21 protein-coding genes and 2 pseudogenes are annotated in these 24,994 nt (G+C 72.5%); 7 read left to right on the top strand and 16 right to left on the bottom strand.

Going from position 1 to position 24,994, the window contains the following annotated elements:
- Position 1: 1 nt before the first annotated feature.
- A complete protein-coding gene (locus tag ACIRFH_RS16205; protein ID WP_403520937.1) occupies positions 2-1,531 on the bottom strand; it encodes an aldehyde dehydrogenase (NADP(+)) in 1,530 nt (509 codons plus the stop codon).
- A 119-nt stretch (positions 1,532-1,650) separates the two neighbouring features.
- On the opposite strand from ACIRFH_RS16205, the gene ACIRFH_RS16200 reads away from it, so the two are divergent.
- From ACIRFH_RS16200 to ACIRFH_RS16170, 7 genes and pseudogenes are all read left to right on the top strand, one after another.
- Entirely contained in the window at positions 1,651-2,424 is a 774-nt protein-coding gene (locus ACIRFH_RS16200; RefSeq protein ID WP_033283195.1) for an IclR family transcriptional regulator, read from the top strand.
- A gap of 26 nt (positions 2,425-2,450) precedes the next feature.
- Complete coding sequence (locus ACIRFH_RS16195; protein ID WP_403520934.1) at positions 2,451-2,921, top strand: GNAT family N-acetyltransferase; 471 nt, start codon at positions 2,451-2,453, stop codon at positions 2,919-2,921.
- Positions 2,922-3,039: 118 nt separating this feature from the next.
- Positions 3,040-3,376 (top strand): annotated as a pseudogene (locus tag ACIRFH_RS16190) (response regulator transcription factor); the annotation flags it as partial.
- A gap of 65 nt (positions 3,377-3,441) precedes the next feature.
- Positions 3,442-4,899, top strand: coding sequence for a peptidoglycan D,D-transpeptidase FtsI family protein (locus ACIRFH_RS16185; protein ID WP_403520932.1), 1,458 nt, complete (start codon positions 3,442-3,444; stop codon positions 4,897-4,899).
- A 376-nt stretch (positions 4,900-5,275) separates the two neighbouring features.
- Complete coding sequence (locus tag ACIRFH_RS16180) at positions 5,276-5,842, top strand: SigE family RNA polymerase sigma factor (protein WP_403520930.1); 567 nt, start codon at positions 5,276-5,278, stop codon at positions 5,840-5,842.
- A complete protein-coding gene (locus tag ACIRFH_RS16175) occupies positions 5,839-6,726 on the top strand; it encodes a hypothetical protein (RefSeq protein WP_403520928.1) in 888 nt (295 codons plus the stop codon). Before ACIRFH_RS16180 ends, ACIRFH_RS16175 begins: the two co-directional genes overlap by 4 nt.
- Positions 6,727-6,811: 85 nt before the next feature.
- The gene (locus ACIRFH_RS16170; RefSeq protein WP_403520925.1) at positions 6,812-7,645 is read left to right on the top strand and encodes a pectate lyase; all 834 of its coding nucleotides are present in this window, start codon (positions 6,812-6,814) and stop codon (positions 7,643-7,645) included.
- Positions 7,646-7,772: 127 nt separating this feature from the next.
- Here ACIRFH_RS16170 and ACIRFH_RS16165 read toward each other — a convergent pair whose 3' ends face one another.
- From ACIRFH_RS16165 to ACIRFH_RS16095, 15 genes and pseudogenes are all read right to left on the bottom strand, one after another.
- On the bottom strand, positions 7,773-8,843 hold the full coding sequence (locus ACIRFH_RS16165; protein WP_403520923.1) for a dienelactone hydrolase family protein: 1,071 nt from the start codon (positions 8,841-8,843) through the stop codon (positions 7,773-7,775).
- Positions 8,827-9,954 carry a pectinesterase family protein gene (locus ACIRFH_RS16160; RefSeq protein WP_403520920.1) on the bottom strand — a complete coding sequence of 376 codons (1,128 nt, stop codon included), beginning with the start codon at positions 9,952-9,954 and terminating at the stop codon, positions 8,827-8,829. Before ACIRFH_RS16160 ends, ACIRFH_RS16165 begins: the two co-directional genes overlap by 17 nt.
- A 76-nt stretch (positions 9,955-10,030) precedes the next feature.
- A complete protein-coding gene (locus ACIRFH_RS16155; RefSeq protein ID WP_403520918.1) occupies positions 10,031-11,359 on the bottom strand; it encodes a polysaccharide lyase family 1 protein in 1,329 nt (442 codons plus the stop codon).
- Positions 11,360-11,391: 32 nt separating this feature from the next.
- Positions 11,392-12,189, bottom strand: coding sequence for a rhamnogalacturonan acetylesterase (locus ACIRFH_RS16150; RefSeq protein WP_403520917.1), 798 nt, complete (start codon positions 12,187-12,189; stop codon positions 11,392-11,394).
- A 151-nt stretch (positions 12,190-12,340) separates the two neighbouring features.
- A complete protein-coding gene (locus tag ACIRFH_RS16145; RefSeq protein WP_403520915.1) occupies positions 12,341-13,705 on the bottom strand; it encodes an ABC transporter substrate-binding protein in 1,365 nt (454 codons plus the stop codon).
- 86 nt (positions 13,706-13,791) lie between these two features.
- Positions 13,792-14,844 (bottom strand): annotated as a pseudogene (locus ACIRFH_RS16140) (polysaccharide lyase family 1 protein); the annotation flags it as partial.
- A 33-nt stretch (positions 14,845-14,877) separates the two neighbouring features.
- Positions 14,878-16,395 (bottom strand): family 43 glycosylhydrolase, encoded by a 1,518-nt coding sequence (locus ACIRFH_RS16135; protein ID WP_403520913.1) that lies wholly within the window; start codon positions 16,393-16,395, stop codon positions 14,878-14,880.
- Positions 16,392-17,237 (bottom strand): PmoA family protein, encoded by an 846-nt coding sequence (locus tag ACIRFH_RS16130; RefSeq protein ID WP_403520911.1) that lies wholly within the window; start codon positions 17,235-17,237, stop codon positions 16,392-16,394. Before ACIRFH_RS16130 ends, ACIRFH_RS16135 begins: the two co-directional genes overlap by 4 nt.
- Complete coding sequence (locus ACIRFH_RS16125) at positions 17,234-18,394, bottom strand: Gfo/Idh/MocA family protein (RefSeq protein ID WP_403520909.1); 1,161 nt, start codon at positions 18,392-18,394, stop codon at positions 17,234-17,236. The genes ACIRFH_RS16130 and ACIRFH_RS16125 overlap by 4 nt, the downstream gene beginning before the upstream one ends.
- Positions 18,391-19,686, bottom strand: a complete 1,296-nt coding sequence (locus ACIRFH_RS16120) for a polysaccharide lyase family 1 protein (protein WP_403520907.1) — start codon at positions 19,684-19,686, stop codon at positions 18,391-18,393. Before ACIRFH_RS16120 ends, ACIRFH_RS16125 begins: the two co-directional genes overlap by 4 nt.
- Positions 19,683-20,579 carry a carbohydrate ABC transporter permease gene (locus tag ACIRFH_RS16115; RefSeq protein ID WP_403520905.1) on the bottom strand — a complete coding sequence of 299 codons (897 nt, stop codon included), beginning with the start codon at positions 20,577-20,579 and terminating at the stop codon, positions 19,683-19,685. Before ACIRFH_RS16115 ends, ACIRFH_RS16120 begins: the two co-directional genes overlap by 4 nt.
- Positions 20,576-21,511, bottom strand: coding sequence for a carbohydrate ABC transporter permease (locus tag ACIRFH_RS16110; RefSeq protein ID WP_403520903.1), 936 nt, complete (start codon positions 21,509-21,511; stop codon positions 20,576-20,578). Before ACIRFH_RS16110 ends, ACIRFH_RS16115 begins: the two co-directional genes overlap by 4 nt.
- A gap of 121 nt (positions 21,512-21,632) precedes the next feature.
- On the bottom strand, positions 21,633-23,366 hold the full coding sequence (gene araD / locus ACIRFH_RS16105; RefSeq protein ID WP_403520901.1) for an L-arabinonate dehydratase: 1,734 nt from the start codon (positions 23,364-23,366) through the stop codon (positions 21,633-21,635).
- On the bottom strand, positions 23,363-24,271 hold the full coding sequence (locus tag ACIRFH_RS16100) for a dihydrodipicolinate synthase family protein (RefSeq protein ID WP_403520899.1): 909 nt from the start codon (positions 24,269-24,271) through the stop codon (positions 23,363-23,365). The genes araD and ACIRFH_RS16100 overlap by 4 nt, the downstream gene beginning before the upstream one ends.
- Entirely contained in the window at positions 24,268-24,936 is a 669-nt protein-coding gene (locus ACIRFH_RS16095) for a GntR family transcriptional regulator (RefSeq protein ID WP_403520897.1), read from the bottom strand. Before ACIRFH_RS16095 ends, ACIRFH_RS16100 begins: the two co-directional genes overlap by 4 nt.
- Positions 24,937-24,994 lie beyond the last annotated feature (58 nt).

Here is a 24,994-nt window from a genome sequence, read left to right as displayed (position 1 = left end):
CTCAGCGCTCCAGCCGGCCGTTGAACCGCCGGGGCAGCCCCAGCGGGTTGTCGTCCCGCAGCTCCGGCGGCAGCAGCGCTTCCGGCGTCCCCTGGTACGCGACCGGCCGCAGCCACCGCTCGATGGCCGTCCCGCCCACCGACGTGGACGTCGACGTCGTCGCCGGGTACGGCCCTCCGTGGTGCTGGGCCGCGGCCACCGCGACCCCCGTGGGCCAGCCGTTGACCAGCACCCGCCCGGCGAGCGGCGTCAGTTCCGCGAGGATCTCCGCCCCGCGCCCCTGGCCGGCCGCCTCCTCGGCGGAGAGCTGCACGGTCGCCGTGAGGTTGCCCGGCAGCCGGGACAGCACGCCCCGGACCTCGGCCTCGTCGTCGTAGCGGGCCACCACGGTGACCGGCCCGAAGCACTCCTCCAGGAGCAGGTCGTGCTCGCCCTCGGTGGTCAGCCGCCCGGCCGGCACGGTCAGGAAGCCGGGGCTGACGGCGTGCTCGCCGCCCGAGCCCGGCGTCACCGGGGACTCCACGTCGGGCAGCGCCGCGCGTTCGGCGACCCCGGCGACGAAGTTGTCCCGCATGCGGTGGTCGAGCAGCACCCCGGCGTCGGTGTCGCTGACGGCGTCCGTGAGGGTCTTGACCACGCCGTCGCCGGCGGCGCCGGACGGCACCAGGACCAGGCCCGGCTTCACGCAGAACTGGCCGACGCCCAGGGTCATCGACCCGGCGAGACCGGCGCCGATGGCCTCCGCGCGCTCGGCCGCGGCGGCCTCGGTGACGACGACCGGGTTCAGCGAGCCCAGTTCCCCGTGGAAGGGGATCGGGACCGGCCGGGCCGCCGCCGCGTCGAACAGGGCGCGGCCACCGCGGACCGAGCCCGTGAAGCCGGCCGCGGCGACCAGCGGGTGCTTGATCAGCTCGATGCCGGCGTCGAAGCCGTGCACCAGGCCGAGGACGCCCTCGGGGATGTCGTGCCGGGCGGCGGCGCGGCGCAGGACGCTCGCGACCAGCTCGGACAGGGCCGGATGGTCGGGGTGGGCCTTGACGACGACCGGGCAGCCGGCCGCGAGGGCACTCGCGGTGTCGCCGCCGGGGACGGAGAAGGCGAAGGGGAAGTTGGAGGCCGAGTAGACGGCGACGACGCCGAGCGGCACCTTGTAGCGGCGCAGGTCGGGAATGGGCGGGGTGGCCGTGTCGTCGGGGTGGTTGATGACGACGCCGAGGAACTCGCCCTCGTCGACGATGTCGGCGAAGGCCCGCAGCTGGTAGCAGGTGCGGGCGAGTTCACCGGTGAGCCGGACCGGGCCGAGCGCGGTCTCGGCGTCGGCCACCTCGACGAGGGTGCTCTCGGACGCCTTCAGCTCGTCGGCGGCGGTGCGCAGGAAGGCCGCGCGGACGGCGCGGTCGGCGAGGGCCTCGCGCGCCGCGTGGGCGGCACGGACGGCGGCGTCCACCTCCTGGGCCGTGGCCTCCACCGCGACCTGTTCACGCTGCTTCCCGGTACGGGGGTCGACACTCCAGACTGGTGCTGCTGCCACCGCGGGTCCCTCCACGTGCTCTGCGTTCTCTGCATCGGACTTGTTCGATATACTGAACGCTGTTCCTGATGATGAATATGGTGGACATTATTTCCCGTCGAACGAAGGGGTCAAGGGCGATGTCGGCTGGCGAGACGGGGGGCGGAGCGCAGGTCAAGTCCGCCGTGCGGACGGTGGAACTGCTCGAGTACTTCGCCGGACGCCCCGGCATGCACTCCCTCGCGTCGGTCCAGGAGGCCGTCGGTTATCCCAAGTCGAGCCTGTACATGCTGCTGCGCACCCTGGTCGAGCTGGGCTGGGTGGAGACGGACGCGACGGGCACGCGGTACGGCATCGGGGTGCGGGCGCTGCTGGTCGGCACGTCGTACATCGACGGCGACGAGGTGGTCGCGGCGGCCCGGCCGACGCTGGACCGGCTCTCCGACGACACCACGGAGACCATCCACCTCGCCCGGTTGGACGGCACGAACGTCGTCTACCTGGCCACCCGCCAGTCCCAGCACTACCTGCGCCCCTTCACCCGGGTCGGCCGCCGGCTGCCCGCGCACTCGACCTCGCTGGGCAAGGCGCTGCTGAGCACCTACAGCGACGAGCAGGTGCGCAAGATGCTGCCGGAGACCCTGCCGGCGCTGACCGAGCACACCATCACCGACCGGGAGAAGCTCATCGAGGAGCTGCACCAGGTGCGGGAGCAGGGCTTCGCCGTGGACCGCGAGGAGAACACGCTGGGGCTGCGCTGCTTCGGCGTGGCGATCCCCTACCGCACCCCCGCGCGGGACGCGATCAGCTGCTCGGTGCCGGTGGCGCGGCTGACGCCCGCGCACGAACAGATGGTCAAGGACGCGCTGTTCGACGCGCGCGACCGGCTGACCCTGGCGACGCGCAGGCTCTGACCCGCACGGCGCGTAGGCTCTGCCGCATGCACATCGCACTGCGCGAGGTCCACGACAGCGATCTGCCCGTCTTCTTCCGGCAGATGAACGATCCCGAGGCGCTGCGCATGGCGGCCTTCACCCCGCCGGATCCCGCCGACTGGGACGCCTTCACGGCGCACTGGAACACGATCCGCGCCTCGCGCGACGTCGTGCGGACCATCCTGGGCGACGGTGACGTCGTGGGCAGCGCCGCGGTGTACGGGGAGCCGGGCGAGCGCGAGGTGACGTACTGGGTGGACCGCGCGTACTGGGGCCGTGGCGTGGCCACGGCCGCCCTGCGGGCCCTGCTCGCCGAGGTCGGGGACCGTCCGCTGTACGCGCGGGCGGCGGCGGACAACGCCGGGTCGCGGCGCGTGCTGGAGAAGTGCGGATTCGTGACGAGCGCCCGTGCCCGGGGCTTCGCCCCGGCGCGGGGCGAGGTGATCGACGAGGTCGTCCTCCACCTCGCGCACTGACCCTCCCTCCGCCGCGCGGCGGAGGCGGATCGTCGCTGCGCAGGAGGCGCCCGGGGGCACCCGGGCGGGAGCGTGGGGCCATGCCCCGGACGCCCGCGCTCACCCCGACCGCCGCTGCCGCCGGCCCGACGCCGACACGCTCGTCCAGGCCGTGCGGCTGGTGGCGCGCAGCGACACGCCGCTGTTCCCGCCGGCGGTACGCGCTCTGGCGGCCGAGCACGCGCGCGAAGCCCACCCCGTCGGCCTGGGCGGTCCGGCTCACCGAACGCGAGGGCGAGGTGCCGCGGCTGATGACGGCCGGGCCGACGAACGCCGAGATCGCCGGGCGGACGGGGGTGGGGCCGGCCACGGTGAGGACGCACGTGGCGTCGGTGCTCGCCAAGACCGGTACGCGCGACCGCGCCCAGGCGGCCGTCCGGGCCTACGAGGCCGGCTTCGTGGGACCGGTTCCATGAACGGATGATGAGAAAACGGGGCGCATGGGAACGATCCGCTCCCGCCCGTTCGTCCTGTGGTCGGGATGAACAAGACGATCAGGCGCGCATCGGTCTTCACGCTGCTCCTGGTGCTCGCCCTGCTGGTGCGGGCGACCTGGGTGCAGTTCTACGAGGGCCGGGCGCTCGCGGACGACAAGGACAACCGGCGCAACGCGATCGAGACGTACGCGGAGCCGCTCGGGAACATCGTCGTGGCCGGACGGTCGGTCACCGGCTCGGCGCGGACGGAGGGCGGCGACCTCGCGTACAAACGCACGTACACGGACGGAGGGCTGTACGCGGCGGTGACGGGGTACGCCTCGCAGGCGTACGCGCCGACCCAGCTGGAGGGCATCTACCATGACCTGCTCAACGGCACCGATCCCCGGCTGAGGACGGTGATGGACACGGTCACCGGGAGGCGGTCCGACCCGGGCAACGTGATCACGACGGTCGACCCGGCCGTGCAGAAGGCCGGGTACGAGGCCCTGGGCGGCAAGAAGGGCGCCGCCGTCGCGATCGACCCGAGGACGGGCCGGATCCTCGCGGTCGTGTCCACCCCGTCGTACGACCCGTCGTCGCTGACCGACGCCAACACCGCCGGCGGGGCGTGGAAGAAGCTCACGAACGACCCGGACAAGCCGCTGACCAACCGCGCGCTGCGCCAGCCGCTGCCACCGGGCTCGACGTTCAAGCTCGTGGTCGCGGCGGCCGCACTGGAGGACGGGCTGTACGGGTCGGTGGACGAGCCGACCGACAGCCCGGACCCGTACCGGCTGCCGGACACCCTGAAGGACCTGACGAACGAGAACCCGAACGCCCCCTGCGAGAACGCCACGATCCGCACCGCGCTGCGGTACTCGTGCAACAACGTCTTCGCGAAGATGGCCGTGTCCCTGGGCCAGGACAAGCTGCGGGCGACGGCGGAGAAGTTCGGGTTCAACGACGAGACGCAGGACGTGCCGGTGCGGGCCTACCCGAGCGTGTACCCGAAGGACATGAACCGGCCGTCGACCGCCCTGACGGGTATCGGCCAGTTCGATGTGACGGCGACCCCTCTCCAGATGGCCATGGTGTCCGCGGCCATCGCCAACGGCGGCAAGCTGGTTTCGCCGCACATGGTGTCGCAGATCACCGGTGGCGACGGCGACGTGCTGGAGGACTACGACGACGCGGCGGAGACGCGGCAGATCGTCAGCTCCGCCACCGCCGAGCAGCTGCGGTCGGCCATGCGGACGGTCGTCGAGGAGGGCACGGGGACGAACGCGCGGATCCCCGGCGCGACCGTGGGCGGCAAGACCGGCACGGCCCAGCACGGCGAGAACAACAGCAAGACCCCGTACGCCTGGTTCACGTCCTATGCCACGTCCGACTCGTCGGACCGGGAGGTCGCCGTGGCCGTTCTCGTCGAGCAGTCCGACGCGGCCCGCTCCGAGGTCAGCGGCAACGGGCTGGCCGCCCCGGTGGCCAAGGCGATGATGGAGGCGGCGCTCAAGGGCTAGGTGTGCTGTCCGGACAGCACACCTAGGGCCTGCCGTTCGGATCAGGACGGCTGAGGGAAACGGCGCCTTTCGACCGGCCCGAGCGGGGCGTGGTGCGTGCGGCTGCAAGGCGGAGGAGGGCGTCGACGCGGAGCGTCGGCAACCGACGACAACGCCGCAGACGTGCGTGCCACGCCCCGCGGCGTCGGCATGATCCGAACGACAGGCCCTGGATCACCCTGCGCGGCGGAAACTCCCCCTCCCCTTCCGGTTCGGTACGCCATACGGTGTTCGACTCACCGTACGGACGGTACGGCCGACGCTGCTACAGTGCCGGATTCCGGACCGGCGCACGGCTGTTCGACGCCGGGAAAGCCGCTGCGAGGAGAGTCCGCCCGTGGGCACAGTCGTCGACGACGCCGCCTCCGTGGAGTTCCACGCCTTCTTCGAGCGCCACTACGCCGAACTGTCCCGGCTCGCCCACCTGCTGACGGGCGAGCCGGACGCCGCCGACGACCTGGCGGCGGACGCCCTGCTCGCGCTGTGGCACCGCTGGGACCGGGTGCGCGCGGCCGACCATCCGGTGGCGTACGCGCGCGGTGTCGTCGCCAACCTCGCCCGCAGCCGGATCCGCAGCGCGGTGCGCGAGCGCCGGCGCGTCGCCCTGTTCTGGTCGCAGCGCGAGGAGAGGGCGGAGAACCCGGACGTCGCGGGCGTGGTGGACGTGCAGGAGGCGCTGCGCGCCCTGCCGTTCCGCAAGCGGGCGTGCGTGGTGCTGCGGCACGCGTTCGACCTCTCCGAGAAGGACACCGCGCTCGCCCTGGGCGTCTCGGTGGGTACGGTGAAGAGCCAGACGTCGAAGGGGATGGCCGAACTGCAGCGGGTGCTCGGCACACGGGCGGCGCCGCAGCGGGTGCACGCGGCGATCGCGCGCACCGGTGAGGCCGCGGGAAGGAAGCGATGACCGGGCGGCGGGACGTGGACGAGGAGCTGCGTGCCCGGCTGCACGAGGCGGCCGGGGCGCACGAGCCCGACCGTGCGCGCGTCCTGGCCCGGGTCGAGCGCGGCATGGCGGGCGGCCGGGACCACCCCGGGCACCGGGCGGCCCGCCCGCCGGCGCTGGGCTGGGTCCGGGTGGCCGGCGCGACGGCCGCGGTGGCGGGCGTCCTCGCGGTCGGCGGGTACGCGGTCGCGTCCGCGGTGCGGGACGACGCTCCCGCCGAACGCTCGGTCGCCACGTCGGCGACGTCCACCCCGTCGGCGGCGTCACCGCCCGCGGCGACTCCGTCGGCGTCCGGACCCACGGGCCGCGCGACCGAGCCGCCGCCCGTCGCACCGGCACCGGGCACCTCGCCCGGGACACGGGAGCCGGAGCGGCCGTCGCCCTCCCGGACACCGGCCGGCACCGCGACCGCCACCGCCCGTCCCCCGGCCGCCGGGACCGAGGAGGACGGCCCGCTGTGGTCGGACGGCTCGGTCGACCCGCACAGCAACGACTACTGGGCGCAGAGCAACGTCACCCTGAAGACGCGCACCCCGCTGACCGCGCTCACCGTCGAGCTGAGGGTGGCGCAGACCGGCCGGGTCGCCTCCACCGGCGCCTGGCGGTCGCTGCCCGAGGACGACTTCACGTTCACGGTCGAGGAGCGGGACGGTTTCCTCGTCCACCGGTGGACGCTCAAGCAGGGCCGTACGGTCCCGGCGGGCGAGTGGGTGTTCGCGGGGCAGTACAACCATGAGCGCGGCGGCCGGAACGCGTACGGCGACCGCTACTCCGCGACGGCCACCGCGGAGACCGGACAGCTGTCGGTGCGGGGCGACTTCGCGCCCCACGACGGCGGTTCGTGAAAAATTCCGGGAGACGCGGCAACCCTCTCCCCGTCCGCGGCGACCAGGGAGCGCAAGGTCCCCCTCCCCACGCAAGGACATGGGCATGACTGCACGAGCAGAACAGCGCGTCCGCCACCGCCGCCGTCTCACCAGGCGCCGGGCGGTGCTCGCCTCGGCCGCCGCCTTCGGCCTCACGGGCGCCGCGATCGTCACCACGACGATGCTGTCCCCCGCCGGCGCCGCGTCGTCCTGGCCCGCGGACACCGGCAGCAAGCCCGTCTCGTCGACGATCCCGGTCTCCGGCACCTACGACGGCAGGATGAAGAAGTTCTACGGCACCGGAGACCTCGGCACCTCCGGCCAGGACGAGGACCAGGGGCCGATCTTCGAACTGGCCGACGGCGCCGTGCTGAAGAACGTGATCATCGGCACCCCGGCCGCGGACGGCGTCCACTGCAAGGGCTCCTGCACGCTGCAGAACGTGTGGTGGCTGGACGTCGGCGAGGACGCCGCCAGCTTCAAGGGCACCTCGTCGTCCGCGGTGTACACGGTGCGCGGCGGCGGCGCGAAGAACGCCGACGACAAGGTGCTCCAGTTCAACGGCGCGGGCAAGCTCGTGGTCAGCGACTTCCAGGTCGAGAACTTCGGCAAGCTGGTCCGCTCCTGCGGCAACTGCAAGAAGCAGTACAAGCGCACGATCGTCATCGACGGCGTGGACATCACCGCGCCCGGCAAGTCGATCGTCGGCGTCAACGAGAACTACGGCGACACGGCGACGCTGCGCAACGTCCGCATCCACGGCGACAGCAAGAAGAAGATCAAGACCTGCGTCCGCTTCCAGGGCAACGACACCGGCAAGGAGCCCAAGGAGCTCACGCCGGCCGGCCCCTACGGCAGGACGTGCGACTTCACGGCCGCGGACATCAGTCACGAGTGACCGTCCGGCCTCCTGGACCACCGGCCCGCCCCCCGGGCCGGTGTACGCCGTCCGAGCCCCCACTCGGCCGGCACAGCGGACGCCCCCGCCGGTGACGACCGGCGGGGGCGTTCCCCTGTCGGGGGGCTCACCCGGCGAGGTGCGCGTCGAGCCAGCCGAAGGCGTCGTCCTGCAGGGGGCCGGTGAAGGCGTGTCCGACGCCGGGCACCACCTCGGCGCGCAGCCGGTCGCCGGCGCCCTGCGACTCCCAGACCGCGCGGAGCCGGGCGTGGGCGGCCCGGACCCCCTCGGGCATGAAGAGCGGGTCGTGTTCGCCGCTCAGGAACAGCATCGGCTTGGGGGCCGCGAGGCTCGCCACGTCGGGAAGGTCGAGGTGCCGGGCGAGCCCGGGGTGCAGCATGTGGAACGCCGACTGCCCGCGCAGGGTGTTGTTGCCGGGGACCATCATCTCCCTCAGCCCGGTCATCCAGCACACGCTCACGGCGGCGGCGACGTCGTCGCTGAGCGCGGCCGTCTGCCAGGCGCGGTAGCCGCCCAGGGAGAAGCCGAGGGCCGCCACCCGCCGGGCGTCCACGCGGTCCAGTCCGGCCAGGAAGCCGGCGGCGCGCTCGTCCTCGCGGGCCATCAGACCGGCGAGGGAACTGCCGAGGTGGAAGAGGTTGCTCGCGAGGGCCTGCTGGCGTTCGTAGGAGAGCGGGTCGCGGTCGCCCCAGCCGAGGGCGTCCAGGCACAGCACCACGTAGCCGCGGCGGGCCAGTTCGTCGCCGGGGAACCGCCCGTCGAAGTGCCGGTCCGCCCAGTCCTCGGCGGCGGCCAGACGCGTGGCGTCGTACCAGGGCCGGACCAGTTTCTCCTTGCCGATGTCGAAGCGGGAGCCGTGGTCGTGCAGGAGGAGGACGGCCGGGAAGGGCCCGGCGCCCCGCGGGGTGAGCAGGGCGCCGCGGACCCGGGTCCACCGGGTGAGGGAGAGGGTGACCGTCTCCCGCGTGTACCCGTCGCCGTCCTCGCGGTCGGCGAACTCGGGGGCGTACGGCGTGCCGTCCTGCCGGTCGACGAGGAGGTGCGCCTCGACCGTGGCGCGGGCCGTGCGCCGCCACGTCGCGAAGTCGCGGATCGGCGAGGTGCCCCAGGCGAGCGGGAAGGTCAGCTCGTCCCTGAGCGCCCGGTGGAAGCCGGGCAGGTCACCGGTGGCGGGCATACGGCCGCCAGTCGCCGAGGTACGCCTCCCTGGTGTGCGCCGCGGCCTCGGCGCGGGTCAGCTGCGGGCGGTTCTCCGGGACGGTGACCGCCGCGCCGGGGCCGGTGTTGCGGTACTCGCGGAACCGCTGCTCCTGCCACGGGTGGGCGTCGCGCATGTTCGCGTAGGGCGCGGCCGCGTCGACGCCCGCGCCGAGGTGGCTCTCGCGCACGGTGAGCATCGGGCGGGCGGTGGGGTCGGAGCTGGGCACCCAGGGGCGGGCCAGCTTGTAGTAGCCGTCGGGGGCCTCGCTGCTGACGCGGCTGCGGGACACCAGGTAGCCGCGCGGGTTGGCGCCCGCCGTGGACGGCGCGAACACGAAGCCGTAGGGCGCGGCGGCCAGGTCGGTGCGGATCAGGGTGCGGAAGTGGCAGTGCTCGTACACGGCCGTGGCCCGGCCGAAGACGAAGTCGACGTCGCCCTCGACGTAGCAGTGGGCGTAGTACTGGCGGGCGTAGTGGCCGAGGGCGCGGGTGTCGGCGAGCAGGGTGTCCTGGTGGCCGAGGAAGCGGCAGTGGTGGAACGCCGAGCGGTCGCCCTGGACCTTGATCGCGACGGCCTGGGTGCCGGTCCAGCCGGGGTGGTCGGCGCGCAGCCAGTCGTTGGCGAAGGTGATCCGGTGGGCGGTGAAGCCGTCGGCCTGCACGGTGACGGTGGCCGATCCGCTGGTGCCGTAGGTGCCGGAGCCGTCCGGTTTGGGGGTGCCGGCCGCGTTGTCGTACACGACGACGGTCTCGCGCGGGTCCTCGGCGGCGCCGATCCAGGTGGCCTCGGTGCGGGTGGCGTCGAGGGTGACGGTCTCGCGGTAGGTGCCGGGGGCGAGGACCAGCGTCCAGCCGCTGCCGGTGGCGGCGGCCACGGCGGCCCGGACGGAGGTGAAGTCGCCGCGGCCGTGCGGGTCGACGTACAGGGTCTTCGGGGTGAGGCGGGCGGACGGTGAGCCGTGGCGTCCGAACGGGCGGGGGCGGGGGCGGCCGTCGGCGAGGGCCGGGCCGGCGGCGAGACCGACGGCGGCGCCCGCGCCGGCGGTGGCGAGCAGGAAGCCTCTGCGGGACGGGGCGGGACGGGGCATGCGCGTGCTCCTTCGAGGGTGACGTGCCGGGGTGGGCCGGGGCGGTGCGGACGCCCCGGCCCGGTTCGGGTGCGCGTCAGCGCAGGCGGCCGGCGCCCGCGCCGTGGTCGACGATGTGGGGGACGGCCGCGGCCGGGAGGACCTTGGTGCGCAGGGTGGGCGTCCAGCCCGCGCCGGTCCGCAGGGTCTCGGCCGGGATCTCCGCGTTGTGCACGGCGATCAGGTCGACGGTGCGGCCGTTGACCCGGTTGTGCGCGGCGGTGACCGGTGCGTCGCTCCACCGCTTGAGGACCTTGGCGGGGCTGACGCCCTTCGGGAGCGTGAAGGCGTTGTGCTCGGCGACGATGGCGGACTCCTTGCCGACGCCGAAGCTGTAGGCGTAGTCGTCCGAGGCCACGAAGTGGTTGTTGTAGACGTCGACCTGGCCGAAGCGGACGCGGGGCGCGCGCTCGACGAGGTTCTTGAAGAGGTTGTGGTGGAAGGTCACCTTGAGGTGGCCCCGGTCGCCGGCGGCGGTGGACTCGCTGTCGCTGTTGCCGATGAGGATCGTCTTGTCGTGCTCGGTGAAGACGTTCCAGGAGGCGGTGACGTGGTCGGCGCCCTTGACGACGTCCAGCTGGCCGTCGTGCTGCTGGTAGAGCATGCCGAAGTGGGTCGGGGCCGCGCTGTCGGGGTGCTCGCCGTCGGTGAAGGTGTTGTGGTCCAGCCAGACGTGCGTGGAGCCGTACACGACGGCGCTGTCGTACTCGGAGTTCCAGTTGCCCTTGGCGCCGTCCGTGGGGTCCCACTGCGGGAAGCAGTCCACGGGGCTCTCGAAGGTGAGGTTGCGGACGATGACGTTGTCGACGCCCTTGATCTGCAGGCTGGCGCCCTTGAGGCCGGCGTTCCTGCCGATGCCGATGATCGTGGTGTCGCCGGGGACGTTCGCCTTGACGGCCTGGTCCTGCCGGGCGGCGGAGGCGCGGCGCAGGCCCTCGGGGCTGTCGTCGGGCTCGTCGCTCAGGTCGGTGTCCAGGCCCCACTTCTCGGGCGCGTACTTCTCCAGGTAGGCGTCGAAGTCGTAGCCCGGGACGGCGAAGGCGTCGCAGCCCTCGGCGACGGCGTCGATGGTGCCCTTCACCTTGATGATCCTCGGCGCGTCGCCGCCGGCGGCGAGGGCGGCCTTGAACTCGGCCCAGGTGGTGACCGTGTACACGTGCTCGGCGTCGGCGGCGGCGCCGCCGGTGGTGCCGGTGCCCTGGGAGGCCCAGCCGTCCTTGGCCGGCAGCGTCTGCCGGGCGAGGTCGTGGGGGTGGTGGCCGGGGCGGGCCTGGGCGGTGGCGGCGGTCAGGCCCAGTACGAGGGCGGTGCAGCCGGCCAGCGCGGCTTTCCTTGTGGCATGCCCATGCCATCCTTGTGTGCTCATGGTGCGGCTCTCCGTTTCCGGTCCAGGGGTGGTCACACGGTGCCCGGCTGCGGCCAGGTGATCCAGGACGCCGGGACGTCCTCGTCCGTCCGGCGCACGTCCCGGTGCGCCAGCACCCGGGTGCGCAGCAGCTCCCGCGCGACCAGCCGGGCCACCTCGATCGCGCCGGGCGGGTTGAAGTGGGTGTTGTCCTGCTCGGTGGCGGTCCAGTTGAAGTACGTCTTGGTCTCCTCGACGCCGAGCCGCTGCCACAGCGCGAGCGACAGCGCCTGCACGTCGAGCAGGGCCACGCCCTCCTCGGCGGCCAGCGCCCGCATCGCCGCCGGGTACTCGCCGTGGCTGGGCACCGCGCCGCCCGCCGCGTCGAAGCGGCGCCGCTCGACGGGGGTCGCCAGCACGGGCCGCGCCCCGCGGGCCCGGGCGCCGTCGACGTACAGGCGCAGGTGGTCCCGGTACGTCGTCCAGGGCTCGGTGTGGCGGGTGGGGTCCTCGCGCTTCTCGTCGTTGTGCGCGAACTGGACGAGGAGCAGATCGCCGGGCCGGATGACGCCGAGGATCGCGTCCAGCCTGCCCTCGTCGACGAAGCTCTTGGAACTGCGCCCGTTCACGGCGTGGTTGGCGACGGGGAGGTCCTTGCGGAGGAAGAACGGCAGCGCCATGCCCCACCCGGTCTCGGGCGCGGCGTCGGCGTACTTCTGCGCGGCGGTGGAGTCGCCGGCGATGTGGAGGGTGCGGGCACGACGCCCGCCGGCCTGTGCGGTACCGGCCGCGGCGAACGCCAGGGGGACGGCGGCGACGGCGGAAGCGACCTGCCTTCGGCTGAGAGACACGCTGGTGCACCTTTCGGAGAAGGGGGAGGGTGCTCACCTCGGGGGCGCGGAGCTGTGTCGATGTGCGACTGTGCCGCGTGCGCGCGACGAGCCGGGGACGGCCCGCGGCCTGCGATCCACAGGCCGTCCCACGGCGAGAGCCGGAACCGCCCTAGTTCTTCTGCTCGTTCCACTCGGCCTGCGCCTCGTTCAGCTGCTCCGCCATCCCGTCGAGGAACGACTTCGCACTCATCTTCCCGAGCAGCACCTTCTGGAAGTTCGGCTCGTTGTCGGCCTTGGAGATGGTGTTCCAGTCCGGCAGGTAGTACGGCAGCTGGACGATGGTCGTCGACCCGTCGTTCAGCGCCTGGGTGGCCAGCTTCGTCGGCTCGGCCTTGTCGATCCACGCGTCCTTCGCGGCCTCGGTGTTCGCCGGCACCTGCCCGGCCGACTCGTTGAACTTCGAGTTCTCCTGGTGCGAGGCGGCGAACTCGATGAACTTCCAGGCGGCCTCCTTGTTCTTGGAGCTCTTGAACAGGCCGAGCCCGTCGACCGGGTTGGACACCTGGACGCGCTTGCCGGAGGCGCCGACCGGCTGCGGGATGCCGCGGAACTTGTCGACGCCGAGCGCCTTCACGTGGTCCTGGTAGGAGCCCAGGTTGTGGTGGAGCATGCCGATCGTGCCGGAGTCCCACTGGGCGACCATCTTGGCGAAGTCGTTGTTGACGTCGGCGGACGGCGTGACCTTCTTGTAGAGGCCCGCGTACTTCTCCAGCGCCTCGACGTTCTTCGGGTCGTTGACGGTGGTCTTCTTCTTCTCGGCGTCCCAGAACGAGGTGATGCCGGACTGCCCGTACATCGCGTCGAGGGCCTGGGCGATGGAGCCCGCACCGCCGCGGATGGTGTAGCCGAACTCGTTCTTGCCCGCGTCGGTGAGCTTCTCGGCGGCCTTGTAGAAGTCGTCCCAGCTCGCCGGCTCCTTGAGGCCCGCCTTGCCGAACAGGTCGGTGCGGTAGTAGAGGACGCCGTTGTTGGCCGAGGTCGGGACCGAGTACAGCCGTCCGTCGCCGCCGCCGGCGGCCCGCAGGGACTCGATCATGTCCTTGTTGATCTTGCTGTTCAGGGACGACCCGGTGAGCCGGTTGTCCAGCGGCTCCAGGGCGTTCTGGGCGGAGAACCCGGCGAGCATCGCCGCGCCGACGCCGCCGACGTCGGGCAGGCCGCCGCCCCGGATGGCGGTGTCGACCTTGGACTGGTACTCCTTGGCCGCGATGCCGACGTACTCGACGTCGATGTCCGGGTTGGCCTTCTCGAAGTCGGCGATGATCTCCTTCCACACGTCCGTGCGGATACCGCCGTTGTTGTCCCAGAAGACGATCTTCCCCTTGCCGCTGCCCTCGGCGCCCTTGTCGCCGCCCGCCCCGCTGCCGTCGTCACCGCAGGCGGTGGCGGTCAGCGCGAGCACGGCCCCCAGGGCGACGACGGCGGTCGTCCGGCGCCCGCCGGTGCTTCTGCTGCTGCGCATGCTGATCTTCATTGGTCGGCTCTCTTCTTCTTCTGGATCCAACGGTGCGGTGCTGAACAACGTGGGGGGCGATCAGTGGTGCCACGGGCGGCTCAGTGGGTGCCGATCTGCTTCTGCGGTCCCGAGAAGCGCTTCAGCAGCGCGGGCACGGCCGCCGCCGGGTCGAGCCGGTAGGCGTAGAAGTCACGCGGTTCGAAGGCGGTGCCCCACTCGTCGTGGCGGCCCGTCGTGTTGCGCAGGATCGATCCGCGCTGCACCAGCTCCGCGGTGGCGTCGGCCTGGTAGGGGTGCTGGACGTCCTGGTAGTAGCTGTTCTCGATGACCATCTTCGTGGCGCCGCGCGACCAGTTCCCGTACGTCCACACGGGGTCGCCCGGATCGGCCTGCGCCGTCAGGTAGTTGTTGTAGAGGTGCGCGTAGGCGGCGTTGTCCACGGAGGGGTTGCGCTGCTTGGTGTTCGAGAACCAGTTGTGGTCGATGGTGATCTGCGTCCTGACGTTCTTCGTCCAGCCCAGTCCAAACGTCTTGTTGTTGTTCTCGAACCGGTTGTACGACACGGTCACGTACTCGCTGTCCTTGCGGACGTCCAGCTGACCGTCGCAGATGTTCGAGAAGCGGTTGTGGTCGACCCACACGTGGTGGACGGTGTCCATCTGGACGCCGTCGAAGTCGGTGTCCTTGCAGTCCCAGTTGCCGGGGACCGCCGAGTCGCGGATCGTCAGGTTGCGGATGATCACGTTGTGGGTGCCGGGGTTCAGGTGCAGCTCGCCGTGGACGATCTCGCCGGTGTCGCCGACGCCGACGATCGTCTTGTCCGAGCCGACGACGATGGCCTCGCCGAACGGCTCGACGGCGATGGTGCCCGCCACCCGGATGACGTACGGCTCCTCCGCCGCCGCGTACCGGGCCAGCCCGGCCTGGTCGGTGACGGTGACGACCCGGCCGCCCGCGCCGCCGGTGGTGCCGCCGGCGAGGGAGGCGAAGCCGTGGGGCCGGTCGCTCAGGTGCGGGTTGCCCGCCGCCCGCTCCTGGGGCGGGGCGGCGGCCTGCGTCTGTCCGGCCGTCCCGAGGGTGAGGGCGGTGGCCAGGCCCAGGACGGCGGCGAGGGTTCTGCCGACTCCCGGCAAGCGCTTGCTCGAGGGGTGCGTCATTGCGGCTCCCAACAGGCGTACGAATGAGGTCTGTTACTGGGGGGTGATCCGGAAGCGCGTGAACTCGGCGGCGCCGGCGGCTCCCTGGCCGGCGGGCGCGAGCGCGAACAGGCCGAGCAGGGCTCCGACCCAGCGCCAGGGGGTGGCGGCGAAGACCTGGCCGGTGGGCCGGGGACCGTCGCCGAGGTCGTAGGAGAAGCGGCAGCGTGCCCCGGGCGCCGTCTCGATCCGCAGCCGTACCCGTCCCTCGGGTGCGACGCGGGGATGGTCGGCGTCCCGCTCGGCCTGCGCCACCGACTCGGCGAACCGGTGCACCAGGTGCACCGCCCCGTCCACGCCCCGCTGGAGCCCGATCCAGCGGTAGGCGTCGCCGAGCACCGCGAGCCCGGCCCGGGCGCCCGGCGCCGTGCTGTCCAGGCGCAGCTCCACCTCGACCACCGACGGCAGGCCGGGCAGCCGCTGTGTGAGGACGTTCGGCAGCTTGCGCAGGTCGTCCGCGTCGGCCGTGCGGACGCAGGCGAGCCGGAGTCCGTCCCCGGAGTGCCGGGTGGCCCAGCCCTCGTCCGGGTTGGCCGTCCACGACCACTGGCGTCCGTACCGTCCGCCGGGGAAGTCGTCGTCGGTCGCGGGCGCGGCGGGCGGCTGCGGCGGCAGCGCGGGGCGGCGGTGGACGGTCACCGGGGCGCCGTCGTCGCCGAGCACGGGCCAGCCGTCCGTGCCCCAGGTCATCGGCTGGAGGTGGACCACCCTGCCGTAGGCGCCGCGCTGCTGGAAGTGCAGGAACCAGTCCTCGCCGGCCGCGGTGCGCACCCAGCCGCCCTGGTGGGGGCCGTTGACGTCGGTGTCCTTCTGCTCCAGGACGACCCTCTCCTCGTACGGTCCGAAGAAGTCGCGGGAGCGGAAGGCGCCCTGCCAGCCGGTCTCCACTCCCCCGGCGGGCGCCAGGATCCAGAACCAGCCGTCGTGCCGGTAGAGCTTGGGGCCCTCCAGGGTGAACCAGCCGGGGATGTGGTCGCCGTCGACGATCACCTTGCCCTCGTCGAGGAGCCCGGTGCCGTCCGGGCGCATGCGGTGGCCGGTGAGGCGGTTCTTGATGCCGGAGCGGGAGCGGGCCCAGGCGTGCACCAGGTAGGCCTCGCCGGTCTCCTCGTCCCACAGGGGGCAGGCGTCGATCAGGCCCTTGCCGGGCTTCACCAGGTGCGGCTCGGTCCACGGGCCCCGGATCTCGGGGGCGTTGACCTGGAAGACGCCCTGGTCGGGGTCGCCCCAGAAGATCCAGAAGCGGTCGGCGTGGTGGCGCAGGGAGGGGGCCCAGACGCCGCAGTCGTGCCGGGGCTCGGCGAAGGCGTCCGCCGGTTCCAGTCGCTCCAGGGCGTGTCCGATCAGGGTCCAGTTGACCAGGTCCCGGGAGTGCAGCAGCGGCAGGCCGGGGGCGCGGCCGAAGCTGGAGGCGGTCAGGTAGAAGTCGTCGCCGACGCGGACGACGTCCGGGTCGGACCAGTCGGCGTTCAGGACCGGGTTGGTGTAGGTGTCCGCGGTCTCGGGGATCACGGGCTCACCGCCTTCCGTACGAGGGTCGCGGCGTCGTCGGCGTCGAGACGGCCGTCGGCGACCACGGTGACGATCCGGCGGACGAGGGTGTCGCCGGGAGCGAGCGCGAGGCGCTCGTCGTGGGCGAGGGAGGAGCCGACGCCCGGGTACTCCCCGGTGCGCACGAACCACGGGTCGCGCCGGGTCTCCTCGGTGGCCCCGGCGAACACCAGCGACCAGGTGTCGCCGGTGAGGGCGAGCCAGTCGGCGGTGGTGCCGTGGACGTCCTTCTCGCCCTCGCGGCCTGCGGTGAAGACGTGCGGGGCCCCGCTCTCCTTGCGGGCCCGCCAGAAGAAGCCGCCGTAGGCCGCGCCGGGGCGCCCGTTGGTGGCGGGGCTGCCGATGGTGACGGGGCCCGGGGTGACGTTGGTGAGGGAGAAGGTGAAGTCCAGCGCCCAGGCGGTGTCCGTGAGTCCGGTGGCCGCGACGGTGCGGCGCTCGCGCAGCAGCTCGGTGCCGGCGGCGACCCAGCGCAGCTCCTCGACGAAGCCGTCGGGGTCGCGGAGCTGGAAGGCGGTGTGCCGCTGGGCGCCGTGGTTGTCGAGCTCGGTCGGCCCCCGGTCGCGGACGTAGGTGCGCCCGCCCCAGAAGTTGTGGCCCTCGACGTCGGGAACGGCGACACCGACGCCGAGGTGATGGAGGTGGTCGGCGGGGCTGAACTCGGTGACGACGGTGCCGGCCAGGGTGGTGACGGGGTGCAGGTAGGGGCGCGGGGAGAGGCGGGCGGGCAGTTCGGGCCGGACGACGTACCGGCCGACGGGGCGGCCCGCCACGCGCAGTACCGGGGAGTCGGTGCCGGTCATCGGGTGCTCACCTCTTTCAGCGGCTGCTCCGTGCGGGGCGCCCAGGGGGCGCCGAGCTCGGAGTACAGGGAGAGGGTGTCGGCGGCGGCGGCCACGAGTCCGTCGATGCCGGGGACCACGCGGCGGCTCTCGCCGGGGACGCTGTGCCAGGCGGCGTCGGGCAGCGGCTCCGGGTCGGGGGCCCGGCGGATCGCCTCGACGACCTTCATGAACGCGCCGGTCCCGTCCGGCGGGACCAGGAGGGCGGCGCCGGTGGTGAGGTGGGCGACCAGGTTCTCCAGCAGGTCGGTGCGGCCGTGGTCGTACTCCTCGGGGCCGTGGCCGGCGCGCTGGAGCAGGACGCGGTCCTGCTTGTACCAGAAGGTGATCCGGCCGCTGCTGCCGTGCACGAGGACGTACGGCTCGCCGGCCCGCTCCGCGCACAGGGTCGCGGCGACGGTGACGCGGTGGCCGCGTGCGGTGGTGATCCGCACGCAGGAGGTGTCGTCGGCCTCGATGTCGTTGGCGTGGCTCAGCTCGGTCTCGATGCCGGCGACGTCCTCGGCGCGGACGGCGCCGTCCAGCGCGAGGGCGGTGGCGACGGCGTGCGCGAGGGGGTTGGTCAGCGCGCCGTCGATCACGTCGGCGCCGTCCAGGCGCCGCCGGCCCGCCCAGGGCGCCCGGCGGAAGTAGGCCTCGTCGCGCACCCAGGCCCCGGCCCCGCCGACGCCCGTCACCTCGCCGATCGCGCCCTCGGCGATCAGCGCGCGGATGGCGGGCACGGCGTGCGAGCCCAGCGACTGGAACCCGATCTGGCAGGCGACGCCGGCCTCGGCGATCCCGTCGGCCATGCGCCGGAACTCGGCGTACGACGGCGCCGGGGGCTTCTCCAGCAGCAGGTGCACACCCCGGCGGGCGGCGGTCAGCGCGAGGTCGGTGTGGGTGGGGATGGGCGTGCAGATCACGGCGATCCGGGCGCCGGTGGAGTCCAGCAGGGCGCCGAAGTCGGCGGACTGTTCCGGGAGTTCCCCGCCGGCCTCCTCCTCGGTCAGCGGGGACAGCTCGCAGATGCCGGCCAGGCGGACCAGACCCGCCCGCTCCAGGCGGCGGATGTTGGCGACGTGCCAGCGGCCGTGACCGCGGGCGCCGGCGAGGACGACGGGCAGCGGCGCGTTCATCGCAGCCTCCCCGCACCCGCGCCCCGCGCCACCGCCCGGTCGGCCGCGGCGGCGCTGTCGACCGGTCCGTGCAGGACGGGCGTCCAGCCGACGTCGGCGGTCAGGTCGCGTTCGCTGCCCGAGTTGTAGGCGTTGTGGATGGCGAGCAGGTCCACCGGGTAGCCGTTGAAGAGGTTGCCGCTGGTGTGCAGGGCGCTGCCGTTCCAGCTCTTGACCAGGTCGGCGGCCTCGACGTGGCCGGGCGTGGTGAAGGCGTTGTTCTCCGCGTAGATGCGGGACTCGGTGGAGACGCCGACGGAGTAGCGGTAGTCGGCGTCCCTCTCGTCGACGACGTACCGGTTGTTGTAGAGGTGCACCTGGCCGAAGCGGACGCGCGGGGCGCGCTGGGCGACGGACTCGAACTCGTTGTGGTGCAGGGTGACCCGGAGCCTGCCGCGGTCGCCGGCGACGGTGTCGCCGTTGCCGATGAGCATCGCCTTGTCGTGGTCGGCGAACCGGCTCCAGGAGACGGTGACCAGGTCGGAGCCGTTCGTGATGTCCAGCAGGCCGTCGTGGCGCAGGTAGTTGCGGCCGAAGTAGGTGGGCTCCTTCTCGTCCGGGTGGCCCTTGTCGCTGATGGTGACGTGGTCGACCCAGACGTGGGTGGCGCCGTTCAGCCAGAGGTTGTCGTACGCCGTCTTCCAGTCGCCGAGGCCGCCGGTGTTGGGCTGCCAGACGGGGAAGCAGTCGTAGGCGTCGCGCAGTTCGAGGTTGCGGACGATGACGTTGTCCGCGTCCTTGACCTGGAGGCTCGCGCCCTTGAGGACGGCGTCGTCGCCGAGGCCGACGAGGGTGGTGTTCGAGCCGACGGGCAGCACGACGCGTTCGGCCTGCCGGGCGGCGGAGGCCTTGCGGGCCTCCTCCTGCGGTCCGCTGGGCCTGGCCGCTCCCCAGGTGCGGGGGTCGTAGGCCGCCAGGTACTTCTTCAGGTTGTAGCCGTCGGTCGCGTAGTCGGCGCAGTCCAGGCGGCGGCCGTCGTCGTCGGTGTTGGCGTCGATGGTCCCGGCGATCCGGATGATCTTCGGGGTGTCGCTGCCGCCGTCGAGGGCGCGGACGAGTCCGGCCCGGTCGGTGACGGTGAAGACGTGGGCGCCGTCGGCGGCGGCGCCTCCGGTGGTGCCGCCCTCCGCCGCCGCCCAGCCGTCGTCCGGGGCGAGGGTGTCGCGGCTGACGTCCCGGGCGCCGTCGGCGTGGGCGGGGACGCAGAGCAGGGTCAGGAGTCCGGCGGCTACGGCCGCGTGTCGCAGTCTCATCCCTTCACCGCCCCCGCGCTGAAGCCGGTGATCAGCCACTTCTGGATGAAGGCGAAGACGAGCACGACCGGGACGGCCGCGATGATGCCGCCGGCGGCGAGCGCGCCGAGGTCGACGCTGTCCGCGCTCATCAGGGTGTTGAGGCCGACCGGGATGGTCTGCTTGCCCTGGTCGTTGAGGAACATCAGGGCGAACAGGAAGTGGTTCCAGGAGTGCACGAAGGCGAAGGAGCCGACGGCGATCAGGCCGGGGCGCAGCAGCGGCAGCACGACGATCCGGAAGGCCCGGAACCGTCCGCAGCCGTCGACCCAGGCGGCCTCCTCCAGGGAGTACGGCACGTTCTTGATGAAGTTGCTGATGAGGATCATCGACAGCGGCAGCTGGAAGACCGTCTCGGCGATGATGACGCTGCCGAGCGAGTTGATCATCTGCAGTTCGGCGAAGATCTCGAACAGCGGGACCAGCAGCAGTGCGCCGGGCACGAACTGGGAGCAGAGCAGGGCGAGCATGAAGCCCCGCTTGACCTTGAAGTCGAACCGGGCGAGGGCGTAGCCGCCGGCCAGGGCGACGAGCGTCGTCATGACCAGGGTGGCGAGGCCGACCAGCACGCTGTTCTGGAAGAAGGTGCCGAAGGCGCGGTCGGTCCACACCTTCTCGAAGTGCTCGAAGGTGACGGGCCAGGGCACGAGCGAGGTCGAGCCGGCCGGGCGGAGCGCGAAGAGCAGGATCCAGTAGAACGGGACCAGGGTGAAGATCAGGTAGATGCCGAGCGGCAGGTAGATCTGCCAGCGGGGGACCTCGTCCCAGGCGGGGCGCTGCTTCGCCGGCCGCGCCGGTTCGTGGCCGGAGCGCACGGGCGCGGGGGCGGGCGCGGGGGCCTCCTTGGTGATCACTTGTTCTCGCCTCCGAACTTGCTCAGCCGCAGGTAGACGATCGAGCAGAAGAGCAGGATCACGAACGCGACCGTGGTGAGGGCCGACGCGTAGCCGAAGTTGTGCGCGTCGACGCTGGTGTGGGCGATGTACAGGGGCAGGGTCGTGGTCTCGCCCGCGGGTCCGCCGCCGGTCAGGGTGTAGAGCAGGTCGACGTTGTTGAACTCCCACACCGCGCGCAGCAGGGTGGACAGGATGATGGCGTCCTTCAGGTGGGGCAGCGTGATGTGCCAGAACTGCTTGAACCGACTGGCCCCGTCGACCTCGGCGGCCTCGTACAGGTCCTTGGAGACGGACTGGAGGTCGGCGAGGATGAGGATCGCGAAGAAGGGGACGCCGCGCCACAGGTCGGCGACCACCGCCGCGGAGAACACGGTCGAGGTGTCCGACAGCCAGCTGGTGCCGTACGAGCCGATGCCCATGTCGGCGAGGTAACGGGTGATGCCGGTCTGGGAGTTGTAGAGCAGCACCCAGATCGCGGACGTCAGCACGCCCGAGACGGCCCACGGGGAGAAGACCAGGGCGCGCCCGATCCCCCGGCCCACGAAGGTCTGGTTGACGATGAGCGCCAGCGCCAGGCCGAAGAGCAGCTGCAGTCCGACCTCGACGAAGACCCACTGGGCGCTGAAGACGAGGGTGTCCCAGAACTGCGGGTCGTCGGTGAAGATCTTGGTGAAGTTGTCGAGGCCCGCGAAGCCGTTGCGCCACGGCTTGGTGGGGTTGTAGTTCTGCAGGCTGTAGTAGAAGACGCTGATGACCGGGTAGGCGATGAAGCCCAGCATCAGCAGGGCGGCCGGACCGATCAGCAGGTACGGGAGCCTGCGCGGCGTGGCGGAGGCACGGCGCCGCCTCGGTGGCGCGGGCGGTTTCGCCACGGCTGCGGCTTGGGCCATGACAGTTCTCCGTTCTGGTACGTCGTGCGTGGGTGGTGCGGGTGCGGGTGCGGTGCGCGCGTGCGGCGCGGGAAGCGCTTTCTCCGGGTGCGTGGGTGTGCGGTGTCCCGCTGCCGCGGGCTCAGCCGGCGTAGGGGTCCCGCACCGTGCCCGGGCGGGCCAGGAACTCGAAGTCGCAGCCGGTGTCGGCCTGGGTGATCTGTTCGTTGTAGAGCGCGCCGTAGCCGCGTTCGTAGCGGGCGGGCGGTGGCGTCCACGCGGCCCTGCGGCGTTCCAGTTCCTCGTCGTCCACGCCCAGGTGGAGGGTGCGCGCCTCGACGTCGAGGGTGATCGGGTCGCCGGTGCGCACCAGGGCGAGCGGTCCGCCGACGTACGACTCGGGTGCCACGTGCAGCACGCACGCGCCGTAACTCGTGCCGCTCATCCGGGCGTCGGAGATCCGCACCATGTCGCGCACGCCCTGCTTGAGCAGGTGGTCGGGGATGGGCAGCATGCCGTACTCGGGCATGCCCGGCCCGCCCTTGGGTCCGGCGTTGCGCAGGACCAGCACGCTGTCGGCGGTGATGCCCAGGGAGGGGTCGTTGATGGTGCGCTGCATGGTCCGGTAGTCGTCGAAGACGACCGCGGGACCGGTGTGCTTGAGCAGATGCGGTTCGGCGGCGATGTGCTTGATGACGGCGCCGTCCGGGCAGAGGTTGCCGCGCAGGACGGCGACCCCGCCCTCGCTCGCGACCGGGTTGTGCCGGGGCCGGATGACGTCGTCGTCGTGCACCTGCGCACCGGCGATCTGTTCGCGCAGGGTGTCGTACGAGACGGTGGGCCGGTCCAGGTGGAGCAGGTCGGGGATGCGGGAGAGGAACCCGGGCAGGCCGCCCGCGAAGTGGAAGTCCTCCATCAGGTACTTCTGTCCGCCGGGGCGGACGTTGGCCAGTACGGGGACCGTGCGGGCGATGCGGTCGAAGTCGTCCAGGGTGAGGGTGACCCCGGCACGGCCCGCCATGGCGATCAGGTGGATCACCGCGTTGGTGGAGCCGCCGAGGCCGAGGACCGTGGTGACGGCGTCCTGGAAGGCGTCGGCGGTGAGGATGTCGCTCAGCTTCCGGTCCCGGTGGACCAGTTCGACGATGCGCAGTCCGGCCGCGGCGGCCATCCGGTCGTGCCCGGAGTCGACGGCCGGGATGCTGGAGGCGCCCGGGACGGTGACGCCGAGGGCCTCGGCGGCGGCGGTCAGCGTGGAGGCGGTGCCCATGGTCATGCAGTGGCCGGGCGAGCGGGCCAGGCCGCTCTCCAGTTCCTGCATCTCGCAGTCGCCGATGAGGCCGGCCCGCTTGTCGTCCCAGTACTTCCACATGTCGGTGCCGGAGCCGAGGGTCTCGCCGCGCCAGTGCCCGGGGAGCATGGGACCGGCGGGCACGAAGACCGCCGGCAGGTCGACGCTGGCGGCGCCCATGAGCAGGGCGGGCGTGGACTTGTCGCAGCCGCCCATCAGGACGGCGCCGTCGACCGGGTAGGAGCGCAGCAGCTCCTCGGTCTCCATCGCGAGCAGGTTGCGGTAGAGCATCGGGGTCGGCTTCTGGAAGGTCTCGCTGAGCGTGGAGACCGGGAACTCCAGCGGGAAGCCGCCCGCCTGCCACACGCCCCGCTTCACGGCCTGGGCGCGGTCGCGGAGGTGGACGTGGCAGGGGTTGATGTCGGACCAGGTGTTGAGGATCGCGATGACCGGCTTGCCGAGGTGCTCCTCGGGCAGGTAGCCGAGCTGGCGGGTGCGGGCGCGGTGGCTGAAGGAGCGCAGGCCGTCGGTGCCGTACCACTGGTGGCTGCGGAGCTCCTCCGGGCGCTTGCGGGGGGCGTTCATATCGCCCACCCCGCGGCGATGGCGGCGACCTCGGCGCGCTCGTCCTCCGGCAGCGGCTTGCTGGGCGGGCGGACCTCGCGGCGGCACAGTCCGAGGGAGGCGAGGGCCTCCTTGACGACGGTGACGTTGTTGGCGGAGCCGTTGGCGGCGCGCAGTTCCTCGAAGCGGCGGATCTGCTCCCAGACCTTCATGGCGGCCGGGTAGTCGCCGGACCGAAGCGCTTCGATCATGTTCAGCGAGACGGCCGGGGCGACGTTCACCAGGCCCGAGGTGAAGCCGGTGGCGCCCGCGGAGAAGTAGGAGGGGGCGTACGGCTCGGCGAGCCCCGCCACCCACACGAAGCGCTCCAGGCCGGCGTCGCGGGCGAAGGCGGCGAACCGGGCCGCGTCCGGCACGGCGTACTTGACGCCGATGACGTTGGGGCAGTGGTCGGCGAGTTCGGCGAGGCGGGAGCCGGGGAGCTGGGGGTTGCGCAGGTAGGGCACGACGCCCAGCTCGGGCACGGCCTCGGCGATCGCGCGGTGGTAGTCGACCCAGCCGGCCTGGGAGACGTAGGGGTGGACGGGCTGGTGGACCATCACCATCTGGGCGCCCAGCTCACGGGCGTGCCGCGCGGAGGCCACCGCGGTCGGCACGTCGTGGCCGACGCCGACCAGGATGGCCGCCCGGTCGCCGGCCTCCTCGGCCGTCAGCTCGGTGACGAGGCGGCGCTCGGCCGGGGAGAGGGCGTAGAACTCGCCGGTGTTGCCGTTGGGGGTGAGGGTCGTGATGCCGGCGTCGAGGAGACGACGCAGCAGGGCCCGGTAGGTGGCCCGGTCGACGGAGCCGTCCTCGGCGAACGGGGTCACCGGGATCGCCACCACGTCGGCCAGGGCCGCCCGCTGGGTCTCGAACGTCGTTGTCATGCCTGACCGACCTCTTCCTGGGCCTCGGGACCCGCGTGCGGGAAGGCCCGTTCGACGAACGACGCGATATGGGCGTGGAGGGCGCTCGCCGCGCCGTCCGCGTCGCCCGCGAGGGCGAGGCGCAGGATCTCCTGGTGCTCGCCCGCCTCCCGGTCCCAGGAGGGATCGGCGGCCCAGGCGACGGCCGAGACGAGGGCCGCCTGGTCGCGGACCTCGTCGAGCATCCGGCCGAGCAGCGGGTTGCCGCACGGCACGTACAGGGCGCGGTGGAACTCGCGGTTGGCGAGCGACCGTTCGGCCGTGTCCGTGGCCTGGTCGGCGCGGGTCAGCGCGTCGCGGGCGTCCGCCAGGGAGGCGCCCCTGCGGACCGCGCGTCTGAGGGCCTCGGGCTCCAGGAGCAGCCGCACGTCGTAGACCTCGCGCGCCATGTCCGCGTCCACCATGCGCACGGTGGCGCCCTTGTACTGGCTCATCACGACCAGTCCGGTGCCGGCCAGGGTCTTGAGCGCCTCGCGCACCGGTGTCTTGGACACCCCGAACTGCGCGGCGAGGTCGGTCTCGACCAGGGCCTGACCGGGCGTCAGGCGTCCGGTCAGGATGCGGCGTTTGATCTCCTCCAGCACGTACTGCGTGCGGGAGGGGATCGGCGTGGGCACAGAGGTCATGCGCGCCTCTCGGATCTCACATATCGCGTCTCATATATGACGTACGGAGTACGACGCG

It is taken from the genome of Streptomyces sp. NPDC093586, assembly GCF_044764905.1.
Taxonomy (GTDB): Bacteria; Actinomycetota; Actinomycetes; order Streptomycetales; family Streptomycetaceae; genus Streptomyces.
Note: the sequence above shows the minus strand (reverse complement) of the source record. Positions and strands in the feature narration are given on the sequence as shown.

Bases quoted from the DNA above. Each gene is read 5' to 3' on its own strand.
- ACIRFH_RS16110 (WP_403520903.1), bottom strand. From the start codon at position 21,511: ATGGCCCAAGCCGCAGCCGTGGCGAAACCGCCCGCGCCACCGAGGCGG.
- ACIRFH_RS16155 (WP_403520918.1), bottom strand. From the start codon at position 11,359: ATGAGCACACAAGGATGGCATGGGCATGCCACAAGGAAAGCCGCGCTG.
- ACIRFH_RS16170 (WP_403520925.1), top strand. From the start codon at position 6,812: ATGACTGCACGAGCAGAACAGCGCGTCCGCCACCGCCGCCGTCTCACC.
- ACIRFH_RS16165 (WP_403520923.1), bottom strand. From the start codon at position 8,843: ATGCCCGCCACCGGTGACCTGCCCGGCTTCCACCGGGCGCTCAGGGAC.
- ACIRFH_RS16120 (WP_403520907.1), bottom strand. From the start codon at position 19,686: ATGAGACTGCGACACGCGGCCGTAGCCGCCGGACTCCTGACCCTGCTC.
- ACIRFH_RS16195 (WP_403520934.1), top strand. From the start codon at position 2,451: ATGCACATCGCACTGCGCGAGGTCCACGACAGCGATCTGCCCGTCTTC.
- ACIRFH_RS16200 (WP_033283195.1), top strand. From the start codon at position 1,651: ATGTCGGCTGGCGAGACGGGGGGCGGAGCGCAGGTCAAGTCCGCCGTG.
- ACIRFH_RS16100 (WP_403520899.1), bottom strand. From the start codon at position 24,271: ATGACAACGACGTTCGAGACCCAGCGGGCGGCCCTGGCCGACGTGGTG.
- ACIRFH_RS16145 (WP_403520915.1), bottom strand. From the start codon at position 13,705: ATGAAGATCAGCATGCGCAGCAGCAGAAGCACCGGCGGGCGCCGGACG.
- ACIRFH_RS16185 (WP_403520932.1), top strand. From the start codon at position 3,442: ATGAACAAGACGATCAGGCGCGCATCGGTCTTCACGCTGCTCCTGGTG.
- araD (WP_403520901.1), bottom strand. From the start codon at position 23,366: ATGAACGCCCCCCGCAAGCGCCCGGAGGAGCTCCGCAGCCACCAGTGG.
- ACIRFH_RS16130 (WP_403520911.1), bottom strand. From the start codon at position 17,237: ATGACCGGCACCGACTCCCCGGTACTGCGCGTGGCGGGCCGCCCCGTC.
- ACIRFH_RS16125 (WP_403520909.1), bottom strand. From the start codon at position 18,394: ATGAACGCGCCGCTGCCCGTCGTCCTCGCCGGCGCCCGCGGTCACGGC.
- ACIRFH_RS16175 (WP_403520928.1), top strand. From the start codon at position 5,839: ATGACCGGGCGGCGGGACGTGGACGAGGAGCTGCGTGCCCGGCTGCAC.
- ACIRFH_RS16095 (WP_403520897.1), bottom strand. From the start codon at position 24,936: ATGACCTCTGTGCCCACGCCGATCCCCTCCCGCACGCAGTACGTGCTG.
- ACIRFH_RS16160 (WP_403520920.1), bottom strand. From the start codon at position 9,954: ATGCCCCGTCCCGCCCCGTCCCGCAGAGGCTTCCTGCTCGCCACCGCC.